Origin of the sequence: Pseudomonas sp. NBRC 111123 (assembly GCF_001320205.1) — a bacterium.
Taxonomy (GTDB): Bacteria; Pseudomonadota; Gammaproteobacteria; order Pseudomonadales; family Pseudomonadaceae; genus Aquipseudomonas; species Aquipseudomonas putida_J.
On record NZ_BCAZ01000028.1, the window covers coordinates 34,428 to 53,071 of the forward strand.

An 18,644-nucleotide genomic window follows, 5' to 3' on the forward strand; every position below is an offset into this window, starting at 1 on the left:
GTGTGCAAGGCGGGGCCTATTTCAGTTGCTGTGCGAAGGTGTCTGCCTGACCCCTTCGCGGGCAAGCCCCCTCCCACAGGTATTGCACAGGCCTTGAGAAGTGCATGGATCCTGTGGGAGCGGGCTTGCCCGCGAAGGGGCCGGCACTGCAGTTAGAGCGCTTACCCGCAAGCCCCGTCACATGCCCGCCATCGATAATGGATCCCGACATATCATTGCGCGTGATAATAACCTTCGCTCCGTTCGATTCGTGCGTCACGCGCAAGACACTCACACTCCGCCCACTACTAATACATTGGCGGAGTTCTCCATGGATCACTCACTCAAACCCTTGCGCTTCCCACTCGCTGCCCTGGCAGTGGTGGTGCTCGGCGCTTGTGGCCGCACCCCCGACGCCGTGCAGGCTCCCGCCGCGCCCAAGGTCAGCGTCGCCAAGGTCATCGAGCAACCGATCAACGAATGGGACGAGTTCACCGGCCGGCTTGAAGCGCCAGAAACCGTCGAAGTGCGCCCACGGGTCTCGGGCCAGATCGACCTGGTCGGCTTCACCGAAGGTGCCCAAGTCAAGAAAGGCGACCTGCTGTTCCAGATCGACCCGCGCCCGTTCCAGGCTGAAGTCCGCCGCCTCGAAGCACAGCTGCAACAGGCCAAGGCCACCGCCATCCGCAGTGCCAACGAAGCCCGCCGTGGCGAGCGCCTGCGCGACAGCAATGCCATCTCCGCCGAGCTTGCCGAATCGCGCAGCAGCGCCGCCGCCGAAGCCCGCGCCGGGGTCGATGCGATCCAGGCCCAGCTCGACCTGGCCCGCCTGAACCTCAGCTTCACCCGCGTCACCGCGCCGATCAGCGGCCGCGTCAGCCGCGCCGAATTCACCGCCGGCAACATCGTCACTGCCGATGTCACGCCGCTGACCAGCGTGGTTTCCACCGACAAGGTGTACGCCTACTTCGACGCCGACGAGCGCGTGTACCTCAAGTACAACCAGCTGGCGCGCGACGGCCAGCGTGGTCAGAGCACCCCGGTGTACCTGGGCCTGACCAGCGAAACCGGTAACCCGCACCTGGGCCAGATGAACTTTGTCGACAACCAGGTCAACCCGCGCACCGGCACCATCCGTGGCCGCGCCGTGTTCGACAACCGTGACGGCCAGTTCACCCCAGGCCTGTATGCCCGCCTGAAGCTGGTCGGCAGCGCCCAGTACGACGCCGTGCTGATCAACGACGAAGCGGTCGGTACCGACCTTGGCAAGAAGTTCGTGCTGGTCATGGACAAGGACAACAAGGCCGCCTACCGCGCCGTGGAACTGGGGCCGAAGCTCGAAGGCCTGCGCATCGTCCGTAGCGGCCTGGCCAAGGACGATCGCATCGTGGTCAAGGGCCTGCAGCGCGTGCGCCCTGGCTCGCCAGTGACCCCGGAAGAAACACCCATGGCCAGCGAGCAGACGCTTGCCGCCCTCGCCCAGCAGCGCCAGGCCCTCGAGGCCAGCAACCAGGCGCACAAGGTAGCGGGCTCCACCGAAAAAGTCGCCAGCGCCCAGGCGCCACGCGGTTAAGGGACCACACCGATGAACTTTTCGAAATTCTTCATTACCCGGCCCATCTTCGCCGCAGTGCTGTCGCTGGTGCTGCTGATTGCGGGCTCGATCTCGCTGTTCCAGCTGCCCATCAGCGAATACCCCGAAGTGGTACCACCGACCGTGGTGGTGCGCGCCAACTTCCCCGGTGCCAACCCCAAGGTGATCGGTGAGACCGTTGCCGCGCCACTGGAACAGGCCATCACCGGTGTCGAGAACATGCTGTACATGTCCTCGCAGTCCACTGCCGACGGCAAGCTGACCCTGACCATCACCTTCGCCCTGGGCACGGACCTTGACAATGCCCAGGTGCAGGTGCAGAACCGCGTCACCCGTACCCAGCCCAAGCTGCCGGAGGAAGTGACGCGGATCGGTATCACCGTCGACAAGGCGTCGCCCGACCTGACCATGGTCGTGCACCTGACCTCGCCGGACAAACGCTACGACATGCTCTACCTGTCCAACTACGCCATCCTCAACATCAAGGATGAGCTGGCACGCCTGGGCGGCGTCGGCGACGTGCAGCTGTTCGGCATGGGCGACTATTCGCTGCGCGTGTGGCTCGACCCGAACAAGACCGCTTCGCGCAACCTGACTGCCAGCGACGTGGTGGCCGCCATCCGCGAGCAGAACCGCCAGGTCGCCGCCGGCCAGCTGGGCGCCCCGCCCGCCCCCGGTTCGACCAGCTTCCAGCTGTCGATCAACACCCAGGGCCGCCTGGTCAACGAGGAAGAGTTCGAGAACATCATCATCCGTGCCGGTGCCGACGGTGAAATCACCCGCCTGAAGGACATCGCCCGGGTCGAGCTCGGTTCCAGCCAGTACGCCCTGCGCTCGCTGCTGAACAACCAGCCGGCGGTGGCCATCCCGATCTTCCAGCGCCCGGGCTCCAACGCCATCGAGATCTCCGACGAAGTGCGGGCAAAGATGGCCGAGCTGAAGAAGGACTTCCCGGAAGGCATGGACTACAGCATCGTCTATGACCCGACCGTGTTCGTCCGTGGCTCCATCGAAGCCGTGGTGCACACGCTGTTCGAAGCGCTGGTGCTGGTCGTGCTGGTGGTCATTCTGTTCCTGCAGACCTGGCGCGCCTCGATCATCCCGCTGCTGGCCGTACCCGTTTCGCTGATCGGCACCTTTGCGGTGATGCACCTGTTCGGCTTTTCGCTCAACGCCTTGTCACTGTTCGGCCTGGTGTTGGCCATCGGTATCGTGGTGGACGACGCCATCGTCGTGGTGGAGAACGTCGAACGCAACATCGGGCTGGGCCTGAAACCGCTTGAAGCCACGCAGAAGGCCATGAGTGAAGTGACCGGGCCGATCATCGCCACGGCGCTGGTGCTGTGCGCGGTGTTCGTGCCTGCCGCGTTCATTTCCGGCCTTACCGGGCAGTTCTACAAGCAGTTTGCGCTGACCATCGCCATTTCCACCGTGATCTCGGCATTCAACTCGCTGACCCTGTCGCCAGCACTGGCTGCCGTGCTGCTCAAAGACCACCATGCGCCCAAAGACCGTTTCTCGCGGTTCCTGGAGCGGCTGCTGGGCAGCTGGCTGTTCGCCCCGTTCAACCGCTTCTTCGACCGGGCCAGCCACCGCTACGTGGGCGGCGTGCGCCGGGTTATCCGCTCCAGCGGCATCGCCCTGTTCATCTATGCCGGGCTGATGGGCCTGACCTACCTGGGCTTCTCCAGCACCCCGACCGGTTTCGTCCCGGCGCAGGACAAGCAGTACCTGGTGGCCTTCGCCCAACTGCCTGACGCCGCCAGCCTCGACCGCACCGAGGCGGTGATCAAGCGCATGAGCGAAATCGCCCTGGAGCAACCGGGCGTGGCCGATTCGGTGGCCTTCCCGGGCCTGTCGATCAACGGGTTCACCAACAGCCCGAACAGCGGCATCGTGTTCACCCCGCTCAAACCGTTCGACGAGCGCAAGGACCCGAGCCAGTCGGCCGCGGCCATCGCTGCCGCGCTGAACGCCAAGTTCGCTGACATCCAGGACGCTTACATCGCGATCTTCCCGCCACCGCCCGTGCAAGGCCTTGGCACCATCGGCGGCTTCCGCCTGCAGATCGAGGACCGCGGCAACCTGGGCTACGAAGCGCTGTACAAAGAAACCCAGAACATCATCGCCAAGAGCCACAACGTGCCGGAGCTGGCGGGCTTGTTCACCAGCTACCAGGTCAACGTGCCGCAGGTCGATGCCGCCATCGACCGGGAAAAGGCCAAGACCCACGGCGTGGCGATCACCGACATCTTCGACACCCTGCAGGTCTACCTGGGCTCGCTGTACACCAACGACTTCAACCGCTTTGGCCGCACCTACCAGGTCAACGTCCAGGCCGAGCAGCAGTTCCGCCTCGATGCCGAGCAGATCGGCCAGCTGAAGGTGCGCAACAACCTCGGCGAGATGATCCCGCTGGCGACCTTCCTCAAGGTCAGCGACACCTCTGGCCCTGACCGGGTAATGCATTACAACGGCTTCATCACCGCCGAGATCAACGGCGCTGCTGCCCCAGGGTACAGCTCCGGCCAGGCCGAGGCGGCAATCGAGAAACTGCTCAAGGAAGAGCTGCCCAACGGCATGACCTTCGAGTGGACCGACCTCACCTACCAGCAGATCCTCTCGGGCAATACCGCGCTGTTCGTGTTCCCGCTGTGCGTGCTGCTGGCGTTCCTGGTGCTGGCGGCCCAGTACGAAAGCTGGAGCCTGCCGCTGGCGGTGATCCTGATCGTGCCGATGACCCTGCTGTCGGCCATCACCGGGGTGATCGTGTCCGGTGGCGACAACAACATCTTCACCCAGATCGGCCTGATCGTGCTGGTGGGCCTGGCGTGCAAGAACGCGATCCTGATCGTCGAGTTCGCCAAGGATGAACAGGCCAAGGGCCTCGACCCGCTGGCTGCGGTGCTGGAAGCCTGCCGCCTGCGTCTGCGGCCGATCCTGATGACCTCGATCGCCTTCATCATGGGTGTGGTACCGCTGGTGTTCAGCTCCGGAGCCGGCTCGGAAATGCGCCATGCCATGGGTGTGGCGGTGTTCTCGGGGATGATCGGCGTGACTGTGTTCGGCCTGTTCCTGACCCCGGTGTTCTTCTTCCTGATCCGCCGCTTCGTCGAGCGTCGCCAGGCCCGCAAGGCCGAGCCCGCGCACGTGCTGGAGAACCACGCATGAACCTGCTCAAACCACTGACACCGAGCCTGCTGGCGCTGGCCCTGGCGGCCTGCGCGGTAGGCCCGGACTACAAGACCCCGGACACCGAACCTGCGCATTTCGACAGCACTGATGTGCAGGCCAAGGCCTTTGACCGCAGCCGCTTCGAAAGCGTGTGGTGGAAGCAGTTCGACGACCCGGTGCTGAACCAGCTGGTGCAGGCATCGCTGGACGGCAACCGCGACCTGCGCGTGGCGTTCGCCCGGCTCAAGTCGGTTCGGGCGATCCGCGATGACGCCGCCAACGACCAGTTCCCGGTGGTCACCAGCCGCGCCAGCAGCGAGATCGGCAAGGGCCAGGTGCCCGGCCAGACCACCCAGCGGGTCAACCAGGAACGGTACGACCTGGGCCTGGACATGGCCTGGGAACTTGACCTGTTCGGCCGCATCCAGCGCCAGATCGAGGCCAGCGAAGCCCAGGAAGCGGCGGCCCAGGCCGACCTGCAACAGCTGCAGGTCAGCCTGATCGCCGAACTGGTTGACGCTTACGGCCAGCTGCGTGGTGCGCAACTGCGCGAGAACATCGCCGTGGCCAACCTCAAGACCCAGCAGGAATCACGCAACATCACCGTGACCCTGCGCGATGCCGGGGTCGGCAACGAACTCGACGTGGTGCGCGCCGATGCCCGCCTGGCGGGTGTCGAAGCCACCGTACCGCAACTGCAGGCCGAACAGGCCAGGGCGCGGCACCGCATCGCCACCTTGCTTGGCCAGCGCCCGGATGCACTGAGCGTGGACCTGTCGCCCAAGGCTTTGCCGGCCATCGCCAAGGCCTTGCCGGTGGGCGACCCCGGCGAGCTGCTGCGCCGTCGCCCGGATATCCGCAGCGCCGAGCGCCAGCTGGCCGCTGCCACCGCCAATGTCGGTGTGGCCACCGCCGACCTGTTCCCTCGGGTGAGCCTCAGCGGCTTCCTCGGCTTTACCGCCGCCCGTGGCTCGCAGATCGGATCTTCTGCAGCCAATGCCTGGGCACTGGGCCCAAGCATCACCTGGGCCGCCTTCGACCTGGGCAGCGTGCGGGCCCGCCTGCGCGGCGCCAAGGCTGACGCCGAAGGCGCCCTGGCCAACTATGAACAGCAGGTGCTGCTGGCCTTGGAAGAATCGGCCAACGCCTTCAGCGACTACGACAAGACCCAGCAGCGGCTGTTGTCGCTGATGCGCCAGAGTGACGCTAGCCGCAAGGCCGCCGACCTGGCGTCGGTGCGTTACCGCGAGGGTACTGTGGATTACCTGGTGCTGCTCGATGCCGAACGCGAACGCCTGAGCGCCGAAGACGCCCAGGCCCAGGGCGAGGTCGAGCTGTATCGCGGCATCGTCTCGATCTACAAGGCCCTCGGTGGCGGCTGGCAGCCGGAGACCGTCGCCAGCGCACGTTGACCCGCCCCGTTTCAACGACTCCTTTGGTTGGTTCCTCCCCCAACCGTTTGCCCCGCCGGCCCTGGCCTGCGGGGCTTTTTTATTACCCCTGGGTGCCCATGCGGCTTGCAGCTCAGGGCTTTCTGCCCCAAGCTCTGCCTTCCCACAGCCATGGATCGCTGCGCCCGATGCCCAGACGCCACAGCTACCTGATCGCCGTACTGCTGCTGATTCTGGTGTCCATCGCCATCGTTTTCGTGCGCCGCGACGACAAGCCCGCTGCGCCGGTACTTCCGCCGCACAGCTATGGCAAGGCGCTTCGCCAGGCCCATGATGGCCTGCCAGGTGCCGCCCGGGTGCTGTATCAGCAACTGCAGCGTGATGACCTGACACCCATCCGCCGCGCCGCACTTTATGCCGAGTTGCCCAACTACCCCTCACCACAGGCACTGAAACTGGCCCGCCTGGACCTGGAAAACGATGACCCGCTGGTGCGCCGGGCAGCCATTGCCAGTATCCGCAAGCTGTTGCCGCCCTCCCAGCGCAGCCTGGTGCTGGGGCCATTGCTGGACGATGACGAACAGAGCGTGCGCTTCGCGGCAGTGGATGCCTTGCTCGGCCTCGACCCCGATGCCATTGGCCTGTATTTCGGCCCGTTGCAGGCCGCGCTGGAGCAGTATCAGCAGGCTCTGGAAAAACAACCCGATGACGCCGAGGCCCAAGTGCATCTGGCCCGCCTGTACTTGCACGAAAATGATTACGACCCGGCGGCTGCAGCCCTGCAGCGCAGCCTCGCCTTGGCCCCGAATGGCCTCGACGCCCTGGCCACCCAAGTGCGCTTGCTGGAACGCCAGGGCCACCATGACCAATCCCGTCAGGTGCTCGCCAATGCCTTGGCGCTGCGCCCGGACTCGGCGTTCCTGCAATACGAACTGGGGCTGTGGTTGATCCGCCATGACCAGCGTGAATACGCCCTGCTCGCCTTGTCGCGCGCGGTTGAACTGGAGCCGGAAAATACCGATTACCGCTATACCCTGGCGGTGACCTTGCACGATCTGGATCAGGCCGATGCCGCGCAGAAACAGCTGGAAACCCTGCTCAGCCGCCAACCGGCCAATCGCCGGGCGCGGGTGCTGCTGATCCAGTACTGGAAGGAAACCGGCCAACTGCAGAATGTCCAGGTCTTGCTGGCCGAGCTGGAGCGGCAGAACCCGGATGATCCCTTCCTGCAACAGGGGCTGTAGATTGCGTTGAACCCTGGGCGAATGCCCGTGGTCCAGTGGGTATCGGGACCATTGAAGGTAGCAAGGACACAAACCGACCTTGCCCACCGTTTCAGGAGAATCGCATTGACCAGTCCGTTAACGATGGACGAACGTGCACTGATCCTGGCACCGGATCTGCTAGCCAGCAATACTTCAACGTTGTTGGCGGCTGCCGGTGTCGACTGCTTGTGCGCGCCGGATATCGCCGGGCTGCAAGCGTGCCTGCTAGAAGGCGCTGGGCTGGCGATCATCGCCGAACAGGCGCTTGACGTCGAAGCAGCCACCCTCTTGCAGGGTTACATCGATCAACAGCCGGTCTGGTCGGACCTGCCAATCGTGTTATTGACATGCACGCCAGCGGCTACCCCCTCTGCGGCCAACCGCGCGCTGGGCAACCTGACCCTGCTTGCCGTACCTTTCGAAGATGGGTGCTTGCTGGATCTGGCCCAGAAAGCGTTACGCAACCGCCGCCGTCAATACCTGGCGCGCGACCACATACACGACTTGCAACAGCGCCTGGATGCACATAGCGAGCAACAACGTGCCACCGACCATGCCGTGCAGCAGACCCGCAAGATGGAGGCAATCGGCCAATTGGCCGGCGGTGTCGCGCATGACTTCAACAACTTGCTGACCAGCATAGGGGGCAGTTTCGAGCTGGTTGATCGGCGCCTGAAACAGGGGCGCAGTGAGGGCGTTGAAGGGATTCTGCGCATGGGCCAGGAAGCCGTGTCACGTGCAGCTGTACTGACCCATCGCTTGCTGGCGTTTTCGTCCAGACAGTCGCTGCACAGCCAGCGCATAGACTTGCTCGCGCTGCTGGAACCGGAGCGCCTCGAAGCCATTATTGGCCAAGGCGTGAGCCTGCACCTTGCCCTGCCTGAAGACCTCTGGGCAGTGCAGGCGGACGACAAGCAATTGCAAGAGGCGGTGAACAACTTGCTGGTCAATGCCTGCGAGGCCATGCCCAATGGCGGCACGTTGCGTATAGAAGCGAGCAATCAGCAGGTTGACGCGCTACAGGTCGCCGGCGATGGGCCAGACAAGGGTGAATATGCCCGCCTGAGCATCATCGATAATGGGCAAGGCATGTCACAGAGCACTCTGGAGCATGCGTTCGAGCCCTTTTTCAGCACCAAACCCGTGGGCCAAGGTATTGGCCTTGGGCTGTCGATGGTTTACGGCTTCAGCAAGCAGTCCCACGGCCATGTGGCGCTGTTCAGCGAGATCGGCCACGGCACACAAGTGGACCTTTACCTGCCACGCCACCTTGGCCCGCAACCACCTCTGGCACCCGAACCGCGCTCATCGCCTGCCGGTAAAAGCCGTAATGTGTTGGTGGTCGAGGATGATCCCCATGTCCGCGAACTGCTTTGCCAGTCGTTGCAGGATGAGGGTTATCCCTGCCGCAGCGTCAGCAATGCCAGCGAAGCCTTGCAGTTGCTGCGTTCAGCGCAGGTGATCGACCTGCTGCTCAGCGACATCGGGCTACCAGGCATGAATGGTCGCCAACTGGCCGAGATCGCCCGGACGCTGCGTCCTCACCTTCCGGTGCTGTTCATTACCGGCTACGCCGAGACAGCAATGGCACGCGAGGGTTTTCTCGCCCCGGGCATGCAGCTGATCTGCAAGCCATTCGAACTCAAGCAGTTACAGGCGCAGGTAGCCCAGATGCTGGTGAATCGCTGAGCCCGATCATTCGCTCAGCATCAGCAGGGCCTGGTTCATCAAGCTGGCCAACGCGAAAGGCTTGAGCATCAGCGCCGTGCCTGGCGTCTCGGATAGCTGGGGGTCCAGAGGCTGATCGTTGAACCCGGTAATGATCAGAATCTTCTGATCCGGCTCCACCATGCGCATCGCCCTGGCGACCTGCCGCCCGCTGAAACCGCCCGGCAAGCCGATATCGGTGATCACCAGGTCGAACGGCCCGTAGTGGCGGAAGCGATCGAGCGCCGAATTCGCATCCCGCACATCGCACACATCGAAGCCACGCTCCTGAAGGTACTCCTTCATCACCAAACGCAGGTTGTCCTCGTCATCGACCAACAGCACGCGTTGGCCACTGGCGCGCGCTACAGCGGGTATTGGTTGCGGGAGTTCTTGCGGTATGTGTTCAAAGCAACGCGGGAACAACATACAAACCTTCAGGCCATGATCGGGCGCTGACTCGAGCCAGACGTGGCCACCCGACTGGCCGACAAAGCCATAGACCATCGCCAGCCCCAACCCGGCGCCATGGCCCATGGGTTTGGTGGTGAAGAACGGCTCGAACGCCCGGGCCAGATCCACCTCGGGTATGCCAGGCCCATCGTCCGTGACATACACGGCGACATAATCACCCGGGGATATGCCACGCTCATCGGGGACCTGCGCCTCCAAGCGCGTGTTGATCGTGCGCAATGTCACCACGCCACGCCCAAGGCATGCCTCACGTGCGTTGACGAACAGGTTCACCAGGGCATTTTCCAGCTGCGCGATATCCACGCAGATTGCCCAGCGCGTTACATCCAGTTCCCAGCTCAATCGCATTTCAGCCCCCAGCACCTGGCGCAACAGCAGCTCCATGGCGGTCAGCTGGCGATTGATGTCCAGTGGTTTGGGTGACAGCGGCTGAAGGCGGGAGAATGCCAACAGACGATGAGTGAGCGTCATGGCGCGTTGCACCGAATCGCTGGCCAGCGCCACATAACGGTCGATGTGCTCGAGGCGACCTTGGTCCAGGCGTCGCTGCAAGAGCTCCAGGCTGCCGCCGATGCCCGACAGCAGGTTGTTCATTTCGTGGGCCATGCCACCTGCCAGGTGGCTGACCGCGTCCAGGCGCTGCGATGCCCGTAACAGGGTATCGGATAGGCGCAAGGCATCTTCATCGTCCTGAGAAATATCGCGCCCTACGGCCGTCAGCAACGTACCGTCGAAACTCGCCGTCCAGCGGAAGCAGCGGTAGTGCCCGTCCATATGGCGCAAGCGTGTCTCGAGCTGACCGCCTCCGCGGTCGAGCAAGAGTTCCATCACCGCAACCACCACCTCGGCTCTGTCGGAAGGGTGGACCAGCTCCAGGATGGACTTACCTAGCACCTGATCTTCAGCCCAGCCCAGCGCGCGCTGCCAGCATGGATTGACCGCTTGCAGCCGCATGTCGCGGTTAACCAAGATCATGGCATCACGAGAAAGCTGCCAGATCTGATCGCGGTCGAGCATGACGCGCTCGATCTGGCGCTCGAACGCCAACGCCTGCTCGCGCCATCTGTCATGGGAAGCGATAGTGGCGCTGGTATTGATCACCGTGTGCAGAAACCCCACTACTTCATGCTGCTCATCGCGTAGCGGTGTATAGCTGAAGGCGTAGCAGGCTTGGCTGCCCGTTCGCCTGCACGGTAGCCAAAGCGGCTGATTTTCGACAAGGTTCGAGCTACCTTCGAGTGCTTTGAACACCCAAGGCCCGATGCTCTCCCAGGCTTTTGCCCAGAGCTTGTCGAACCCCTGCCCCAACGTATGGCCGTCGCTATCGAGCAATGCCGCGTAAGGATCGTTGTGTATCACGGTCATCTGGGCACCCCAGACCACCGCGCAGGGGAATGGCGACAGCAACATCATGTCGACGGCGATGCGCAAGGGTGCCTGCCAGTAGGGCAGCGGCCCAAGCGAACTGTATCGCCAATCGAACTGCGCGATCTGCTCAGCCATGCCGACTTGGGCCGAAGGTTTACGCGGTACGTCGTTTACGATCACTGTCGTGATTCCACCATTGCTCGAGAGTAGAAATCCGTTTGCGCATCATCTGCCCGAGGATTTGCCACCGCAATAGCTGCACTGTTAGCAGCTCTCACTGGACGCACCGCAAGCATAGAGCAATAGCATAGAGCCACTATCTAAATGGCGCCTTGTCAAACGGCAGCTATGCTCAATACGTTTTCCCGCGCCAAGGAACGCATTACCCTTCAACCACAGACCAGGGAGCGTGGCGATGAGCAAGAAGATTCTGGTAGTGCTGACCAATACGGCCAAATACCCGACCCTGAAGCGGGCCACCGGTTTGTGGCTGGGTGAAGCGGTGCATTTTGCCGACGTGGTGCAGAAAGCCGGATATGAAGTCGATTATGTGAGCCCTTTGGGCGGTTATGTGCCCATCGACCCGCATAGCCTGCAATTGGCCCCGGATCTGGACTGGCAATGGTACGACGACAAATCGTTCATGAACCGTCTGGGCACATCGTTCAGCCCTGGCAAGGTCAAGGCAAGTGATTACTGCGCCATCTACTACACAGGTGGCCACGGGGTGATGTTCGACTTCCCAGACAACCAGCCGTTGCAGGAACTGGCGCGCAAAGTCTACGAAAGCGACGGCATCGTTGCTGCCGTCTGTCATGGTGTAGTGGGCCTGTTGAACATCAAGCTCAGCGACAACACCCTGTTGCTCAAGGGCCGGCAGGTAACTGGCTTCTCCAATACCGAAGAAAAGCTCGCAGAACTGGACAAGGTGGTGCCGTTTCTCACCGAAAACGAACTGGTTGCGCGAGGCGGCAACTACAGCAAAGACGACGACCCATGGAAACCCTTCGTGATCCCGGACGGTCGACTGATTACCGGGCAGAATCCCGCCTCCACAAGCCTATTGGCAGAAAAGGTCATTGCTGCGCTCAAGGCGCAATGAGTCCTACACCTTAGCGGCGTAGTTCGCAAAACATCCATGGCTTTGGCTGACAGCAGGCGCAGTAATTGATTCATAGGCTCTCCACTGGGCTGTCCATCTCGGGCAGCTCGAAAATGGGGGCTGGACACTCATGTCAAGATTCAAAACTGCAGGGCAGAGCTTGGTCGAACTTTTGCTGACATTGGTCATCAGCTTGCTGCCGGTCTGCACCGGACTGATAATCCTGTTTTACCAACAGGACAAGAAATTTGAAGAAACCTCGCGGATCTCCGTCAACGAGGCCATCTATTCAGTGGACCTGGCATTGGACCGAATACACGATTCGGCATCTGCTGCGTTGGCATTGGCCGGGACTGGCTGTGAGAACGCCAAACCGCACTTGCTCGATCAGGTCTCAAAAGTACCGCACCTGCGCTCACTGGCATTGACCGTCGAGGGCCGCACCTATTGCAGCACCTTGGGAACACCCTACTCACCGGATCTCATGATCCCAGATGCGCAATCGCCGTTTCATTTGCTGCTGGACCCACCCGCAACTCCCGATGCAGTGCTGCTTACCTATCAGCTCAGTGAGAATACGCTGGGGGTCATCGCCACGTCCTATGGCATCTTGCTGCGCAATGAGCTGCGCGCGTTTCAAACTGGGCTGACTTTATTGCTCGAATTCGGTGACTCATACATCTGGACCGACGGCGACAGTCGCGACAAGACGCGCCCATCACAAGTCGAATTTTTCAACGAGGGTGTATCAAACAAGTATGGTTATACCGTCAAGGCAGGCTATGCACAGGGATATTCGGCACGTGAGGCGCGTAAAACGCTGATACCAATCCTCCCTTCCCTGGCGCTGGTCGGCATCATTACAGGCTCGATCACTTACTTGGGCTTCTACAGGCAGCGTAAACGTGTTCGTAGCGCCGCCAGCACAGCCTGACGGCGCCACTCTGCGCTCACTTACTCGGCATTGAGCACGCCACGACGGACCTGGTCACGCTCGATGGACTCGAACAGCGCCTTGAAGTTGCCTTCACCGAAACCGTCATCCCCTTTGCGCTGGATGAACTCGAAAAATACCGGGCCGAGCAACGTTTCCGAGAATATCTGCAGCAGCAGGCGTTTGTCGCCGGCCTCGGAAGCGCCGTCCAGCAGGATGCCGCGCGCCTGCAGCTGGTCGACCGGCTCGCCATGCCCAGGCAGGCGTTCTTCGAGCATTTCGTAATACGTTTGCGGCGGCGCAGTCATGAAGCGCATGCCGAAACCTTTGAGTGCATCCCAAGTCTTGAGCAGGTCATCGGTGAGGAAGGCCACATGCTGGATGCCCTCGCCATTGAACTGCATCAGGAACTCTTCGATCTGCCCGGCACCCTTGGATGACTCCTCATTGAGCGGAATGCGGATCATGCCGTCAGGCGCAGTCATGGCCTTGGAAGTCAGGCCGGTGTATTCGCCTTTGATATCGAAGTAGCGAATCTCGCGGAAGTTGAACAGCTTCTCGTAGAAACCGGCCCAGTAAGCCATGCGCCCGCGATAGACGTTGTGGGTCAGGTGATCGATGATCTTCAGCCCTGCCCCCTGCGGGTTGCGGTCGACGCCTTCGATGAAATTGAAGTCGATATCGTAGATCGAGCTGCCTTCTTCAAACCGGTCGATCAGGTAGAGCGGTGCCCCACCGATACCTTTGATGGCCGGCAGGCGCAATTCCATCGGGCCGGTTTCGATCTCGACCGGTTGAGCACCCAGCTCCAGGGCCCGGGCATAGGCTTCATGGGCATTGCGCACGCGGAACGCCATGCCGCACACCGACGGGCCATGCTCGGCAGCAAAGTAGGAGGCGATGCTTTTGGGTTCGTTGTTGAGAATCAGGTTGATGCCGCCCTGGCGATACAGGTGCACGTCCTTGGAGCGGTGAGTGGCCACCTTGGTGAAGCCGAGGATCTGGAACACCGGCTCGAGGACGCCAGGCGTTGGCGAAGCCAGCTCGATGAATTCGAAGCCCATCAGGCCCATTGGATTGTCAAAGATATCAGCCATGTTCGTACCCTCATCTGCAGCGAAAATTAATGAATGCGTAGGATGTGGAACGGCAATGGTGGAGAGCACGGGATACCGCGCACGCTGCGGGCGAGGAAGTCACCAATGATCAGCTTGAACCCATGGTATGTCATATGGACCCATTCTCGGCGGGCTTGATCCTCCAATGGCGAAGGACCTTATTGTTGTATTCGTAACCGGATTCTACATTGCGTAAATAGCTTTGTCGCGCATTAGTTCGCCATCGCCGCCGACAAACGGCTATCCTCTGCACGTCAGTCATCAGGAAAATCTCCCCAACATGCCCCTCACGGTCAAACGCCCCGCTCGCTGGAGCTGGCGCACGCTCCTGCCCTGGATCGTCGGCGTGATGCCGCTTGCCTGTGGCCTGGCGGTGATGAACTGGCAGATCGAGCGCGAACTGCGCGCCACCAGCCAGGCGACCACGCGCCAGGTGGTCGAGCATGTCGATCATATTCTAGACAACCTCGCCACCGCCTCGCAGGCGCTGCTGCCGCTGGCAGGAACCCCCTGCGCAGACGCCCAACTGGCCATGCGCAGCCAGGTCACGCGCAATGCCTTCGTGCGTTCGACCAACCTGTTCCAGCGGCATAACCTTTATTGCAGTTCGCTGTTCGGCGACTTCGACGAGCCCGTCGAGGCCAATGACTACACCGATGGCCGGCTATGGCTGATGAGCGGCAACTCGGTCACGCCCGGCCATCCCTTGCTGGTGTACCGGGCCAGTGATGGCGACCGCGGTGTGATCAGTACCGTGGATGGCGACCACTTGCTCACCGCCTTGCGCCTGATAGGCCCGGAGCAAGCATTGCAGATTCGTGTCGGCAATGCCTGGATGGGCAAGGACGGCGTGGTGCATGGCGGTGCGCCACCGGTTGCTGCCGCCGCCGATGTGACCCTGGGCTCGACGCGCTATCCGTTCAGCGTGCAGGGTGGCTTCGAGGCCAGCAAGCAAGGTGAGCTGCTGCGCAGCCATTATCCTGCCTTGCTCAGCCTGCTGTTGGTGATCGGCGTGGTGGCCGGCAGTGTCTGTCGCTGGCAGATTCGTCGGGCCAGTTCGCCCCGGGCCGAGCTGCGGCGGGCCCTGGAGGCAGACGAGTTTCTGCCGTATTTCCAACCCGTGGTGCGCAAAGGGGACTACCGCTGGGCCGGGGCTGAAGTGCTGATGCGCTGGAACCATCCCCGAGAAGGCCTGGTACGCCCGGACTTGTTCATCCCCTACGCCGAACACAGCGGCCAGATCGTCGCAATGACCCGGGCCCTGATGCTGCACACTGCGCAAAGCCTGGCGCCTTACGCTGCGCTGCTGGAAGACGGCTTCCATGTCGGCATCAACATTACCGCCGACCACTGCCGCGACCTGAGCCTGCTCGACGACTGCCGCACGTTCCTTCAGCACTTCCCCCCTGGGCGGGTGCGGCTGACTCTGGAGCTAACCGAACGCAAGCTCATCGAAGCCACACCCGTAGCCCTCGACCTGTTCGCCAAACTGCACGAGATGGGAGTGATGATCGCTCTGGATGACTTCGGGACCGGCCAGTCGAGCCTCAACTACCTGCGCCAGTTCAAGGTCGATTACCTGAAGATCGACCAGAGCTTCGTGGCCATGATCGGTGGCGACGCGTTGTCACAGCACATTCTCGACAGCATCATCGAGCTGTCCGGCAAGCTGGGCCTGGGCATTGTTGCCGAAGGCGTGGAAACCGATGTACAGCGTGACTACCTGGCGCGTTTCGGGGTGGACTTCCAGCAGGGCTACCTGTTTGCCCGGCCAATGCCGGCGGACGCGTTCCTCAGCGCACTCGCTGCCCGCCCGAGTGCTGCGCAGTTGCCGCAGGCCGCGCCCCCTGAGATCATGCGCGGCTGATCCACCCGCTCACTCCCCTATCCGAGGCATTCGTGTCAAAAGGCATTATTTCGTCGGTCATGGCGTCCTGTCTGTTCGCCGTGATGTATTTCTATACCTCCCTGCTTTCGCCGCTCGATGGCGAAGAGATCTTTGGCTGGCGCACGTTGCTGACGCTGCCTTGCCTCACCCTGTTCATGCTGGTCAGCAAAGACTGGAAGCGCGTCGGCGAATTGCTGGCCCGCGTGCGCCAGACGCCGATCCTGTTGCTGGGCATGGTCGGTACTTCGTGGTTGATGGGCGTGCAGCTGTGGCTGTTCCTCTGGGCGCCGCTGCACGGGCGCAGCCTGGAAGTGTCGATGGGCTACTTCCTACTTCCGCTGGCGATGGTACTGACCGGGCGGCTGGTCTACGGCGAGCGCCTGTCGCGCCTGCAGAAAGTGGCAGTCAGCTGCGCCGCACTGGGCGTAGGGCACGAGCTGTACCAACATGGCAGCTTCGCCTGGGAAACCTTGCTGGTAACGATCGGCTACCCGATCTACTTCGTTTTACGGCGACGCTGCCGCACCGACCACCTCGGTGGCCTGTGGTGCGACATGTGCCTCTTGCTGCCCTGGGCTGTGTATTTCGTTACCCAAGGGCCGTTGTCGACGGCCGATCTGCACCAGCACCCAGGGCTCTACGGGTTGATCCCGCTGCTGGGGGCAATCAGCGCTTGTGCACTGATCGCCTACGTGCTGGCCAGCCGCCTGTTGCCGTTCAGCCTGTTCGGCCTGCTCAGCTACGTCGAGCCAGTCTTGCTGGTGGGCGTCGCCCTGCTGCTGGGCGAAACCATCGGCCCGGATCAATGGCTGACCTACCTGCCGATATGGGCCGCGGTGCTGGTGCTGGTGCTCGAAGGCTTCAAGCACCTGCTGCGTCAGCGTCGGCGTTCGGTGTAAGGCGCACCTGGCGCACCCGGCGCTCCTCCACCGCCACCACGGTCATGCGCCAGCCGTTCCAGGCCAGCTGGTCACCGACTACCGGCAGGCGGTCCAGCAAGCTCATCACCAGGCCCGCCAGGGTCTGGTAGTCCTCGGTGGCACGGGCGCTGAAGCCTGTACGGGCCTGGACCTGGCTCAGGTTCAGGGCGCCACTGACGACAAAACCGCCACCCTCCTCGACGATCGCCGGGCCCTCTACCTCGCTGGCATCCGGTAATTCGCCGGCAATCGACTCAAGGATGTCGGTCATGGTCAACAGACCAGTGAAATCACCGAACTCGTTGATCACGAAAGCAATGTGCGTCGATTGCCCACGCATCTGCTCAAGCGCGTTGAGGATGCTGAAGCTCTCCAGCAGGTTCAACGGCGCCCGGGCCATGCGCTCAAGGTCTGGCTGGCTGCCGGACAGCAACTCCTTGAGCAGCTCTTTCTTGTGCACGAAGCCCAGGGGTTCCTCGATATGGCCATCGCGAATCAGCGGCAGGCGCGAATACGGTGAGTTGGCCAGCGCCTCGGTAATGGCTTGCGCCGGTTGCGCCAGGTCGATCACGTCTACCTCGGCCCGCGCGGTCATCACCGTGCGGATCGGCCGCTCGGCCAGGTTCAGCACGCCACTGATCATCACCCGCTCGCGACGGTCGAACAGCACCTGCTCCTCGCCCCCTTCGACCAGGTCGGCAATTTCTTCGCCCACCTCGTCAGCCTCGACCCGACGGCCACCCAGCAGGCGCAGCACGGCATGCGCAGTGCGCTCACGCAGCGGCCGATGCTGCTGCAGGCTGCGCTTGCGGCGGGCACGGGCCAGCTGGTTGAACAGCTCGATGAGGATCGAGAAGCCGATGGCCGCGTACAGGTAGCCTTTCGGGATATGGAAGCCCAGGCCTTCGGCGGTCAGGCTGAAACCGATCATCATCAAGAAGCCCAGGCACAACATGATCACCGTCGGGTGGGCGTTGACGAAGCGGGTCAGCGGCTTGCTGGCGACGATCATGATGCCGATCGAGAAGACCACCGCGATCATCATCACCGACAACTCTTCGACCATGCCTACGGCCGTGATCACCGCGTCCAGCGAGAACACCGCGTCAAGCACGACGATCTGCGCCACGATCGGCCAGAACGCGGCATGACGCACCGCACCACTGGCTTGGGTAACGTGCCCTTCCAGGCGTTCGTGCAGTTCCATGGTGGCCTTGAACAGCAGGAACACACCACCGAACAACATGATCAGGTCACGGCCGGAGAAGCTCTTGCCGAACACCTCGAACAGCGGCGCAGTCAGCGTAACCATCCACGAGATACTGGCCAACAGGCCCAGGCGCATGATCAGCGCCAGGCTCAGGCCGATGACCCGTGCGCGGTCGCGCTGATGCGGTGGCAGCTTGTCGGCGAGGATGGCGATGAACACCAGGTTGTCGATACCAAGCACCAGCTCGAGGACGATAAGCGTCAGCAGGCCCAGCCAGGCCGTGGGGTCGGCTAGCCATTCCATTAGCAGGTACTCACGAAGGAAGCGTCACGAGGACGATGGGAGGATGGCCGTGAAGGCCGGGGACTGGGGGGCTCCGCGAAGGTGCTCATATAGACCTTGATACAAAATAGGGAAGTGGATGCTACAAGCACAGCAGCTTTTTCTGATAGCGCGAAAATATTACAAAACCTGTAACACCATTTTGGGGGACTTTTCTTCAATACACGCCCCGCGTGAC

12 protein-coding genes are annotated in these 18,644 nt (G+C 62.2%); 9 read left to right on the forward strand and 3 right to left on the reverse strand.

What is annotated here, in order from left to right; translation table 11 throughout:
• Positions 1 to 310: 310 nt before the first annotated feature.
• The 5 genes from mexE to APH27_RS15500 all read left to right on the forward strand — a co-directional run bounded on the left by mexE (position 311) and on the right by APH27_RS15500 (position 9,092).
• Positions 311 to 1,552 carry a multidrug efflux RND transporter periplasmic adaptor subunit MexE gene (gene mexE / locus APH27_RS15480; RefSeq protein WP_027916733.1) on the forward strand — a complete coding sequence of 414 codons (1,242 nt, stop codon included), beginning with the start codon at positions 311 to 313 and terminating at the stop codon, positions 1,550 to 1,552.
• Between the two features lie 12 nt (positions 1,553 to 1,564).
• On the forward strand, positions 1,565 to 4,744 hold the full coding sequence (locus tag APH27_RS15485; protein WP_027916734.1) for an efflux RND transporter permease subunit: 3,180 nt from the start codon (positions 1,565 to 1,567) through the stop codon (positions 4,742 to 4,744).
• A complete protein-coding gene (locus APH27_RS15490; protein WP_060485273.1) occupies positions 4,741 to 6,159 on the forward strand; it encodes an efflux transporter outer membrane subunit in 1,419 nt (472 codons plus the stop codon). The genes APH27_RS15485 and APH27_RS15490 overlap by 4 nt, the downstream gene beginning before the upstream one ends.
• Positions 6,160 to 6,326: 167 nt before the next feature.
• Entirely contained in the window at positions 6,327 to 7,382 is a 1,056-nt protein-coding gene (locus tag APH27_RS15495; RefSeq protein WP_060485274.1) for a HEAT repeat domain-containing protein, read from the forward strand.
• Between the two features lie 105 nt (positions 7,383 to 7,487).
• Positions 7,488 to 9,092, forward strand: coding sequence for a response regulator (locus APH27_RS15500; protein ID WP_060485275.1), 1,605 nt, complete (start codon positions 7,488 to 7,490; stop codon positions 9,090 to 9,092).
• Between the two features lie 6 nt (positions 9,093 to 9,098).
• Here APH27_RS15500 and APH27_RS15505 read toward each other — a convergent pair whose 3' ends face one another.
• Complete coding sequence (locus tag APH27_RS15505; RefSeq protein ID WP_060485289.1) at positions 9,099 to 11,087, reverse strand: PAS domain-containing sensor histidine kinase; 1,989 nt, start codon at positions 11,085 to 11,087, stop codon at positions 9,099 to 9,101.
• A gap of 280 nt (positions 11,088 to 11,367) precedes the next feature.
• Here APH27_RS15505 and APH27_RS15510 point away from each other — a divergent pair, with 280 nt between their 5' ends.
• Both APH27_RS15510 and APH27_RS15515 read left to right on the forward strand, forming a co-directional pair.
• Positions 11,368 to 12,054, forward strand: coding sequence for a type 1 glutamine amidotransferase domain-containing protein (locus tag APH27_RS15510; protein ID WP_027916739.1), 687 nt, complete (start codon positions 11,368 to 11,370; stop codon positions 12,052 to 12,054).
• A gap of 130 nt (positions 12,055 to 12,184) precedes the next feature.
• Positions 12,185 to 12,988, forward strand: coding sequence for a CSS-motif domain-containing protein (locus APH27_RS15515; protein ID WP_027916740.1), 804 nt, complete (start codon positions 12,185 to 12,187; stop codon positions 12,986 to 12,988).
• 20 nt (positions 12,989 to 13,008) lie between these two features.
• Here the strand turns inward: APH27_RS15515 and hppD are convergent, their stop codons facing one another.
• Complete coding sequence (gene hppD / locus APH27_RS15520; RefSeq protein ID WP_027916741.1) at positions 13,009 to 14,085, reverse strand: 4-hydroxyphenylpyruvate dioxygenase; 1,077 nt, start codon at positions 14,083 to 14,085, stop codon at positions 13,009 to 13,011.
• Between the two features lie 301 nt (positions 14,086 to 14,386).
• Between hppD and APH27_RS15525 the strand changes: the two genes are divergently transcribed.
• Complete coding sequence (locus tag APH27_RS15525) at positions 14,387 to 15,973, forward strand: cyclic diguanylate phosphodiesterase (protein ID WP_060485276.1); 1,587 nt, start codon at positions 14,387 to 14,389, stop codon at positions 15,971 to 15,973.
• Positions 15,974 to 16,005: 32 nt separating this feature from the next.
• The gene (rarD, locus tag APH27_RS15530; protein WP_027916743.1) at positions 16,006 to 16,893 is read left to right on the forward strand and encodes an EamA family transporter RarD; all 888 of its coding nucleotides are present in this window, start codon (positions 16,006 to 16,008) and stop codon (positions 16,891 to 16,893) included.
• Here the strand turns inward: rarD and APH27_RS15535 are convergent.
• The gene (locus APH27_RS15535) at positions 16,856 to 18,427 is read right to left on the reverse strand and encodes a TerC family protein (protein ID WP_027916744.1); all 1,572 of its coding nucleotides are present in this window, start codon (positions 18,425 to 18,427) and stop codon (positions 16,856 to 16,858) included. The genes rarD and APH27_RS15535 overlap by 38 nt on opposite strands.
• Positions 18,428 to 18,644: the final 217 nt, after the last annotated feature.